This window comes from Streptomyces malaysiense, assembly GCF_000980885.2.
GTDB classification, from domain to species: Bacteria; Actinomycetota; Actinomycetes; order Streptomycetales; family Streptomycetaceae; genus Streptomyces; species Streptomyces malaysiense.
This window is the reverse complement of the sequence record NZ_LBDA02000216.1, coordinates 1-305: the sequence shown is the minus strand read 5'-3', so window position 1 is coordinate 305 and position 305 is coordinate 1. Positions and strand designations below refer to the sequence as shown.

General features: G+C 63.6%; 1 pseudogene. It reads right to left on the bottom strand.

What is annotated here, in order from left to right:
• Position 1: 1 nt before the first annotated feature.
• Positions 2-305: pseudogene (locus tag VT52_RS35015) on the bottom strand (DDE-type integrase/transposase/recombinase); the annotation flags it as partial.

Here is a 305-nt window from a genome sequence, read left to right as displayed (position 1 = left end):
TTCACCCAATTGGGCAACAGGGTCTCTCGATGAAGGTGAAGACCTCGGCGCGGGCGGTGGCCCGGTCGGGCCAGATGCGGGTGCCGATCTCTTCCTTGAGCAGGGCCCAGAAACTCTCCACGGCCGCGTTGTCGAAGCATGATCCGGTGCGTCCGCAGCTGTTTCGCAGTCCCAACTCTCTTATTCGGTCGCAGAATTGGGTCGAGGTGTATTCGCTGCCGCGGTCACTGTGGATCACGCAGCCGGGCTCCAGGTTCCCTCGGCCGTAGGCCATGTCCAGTGCGTCCACGACGAGTTCGGCGCGG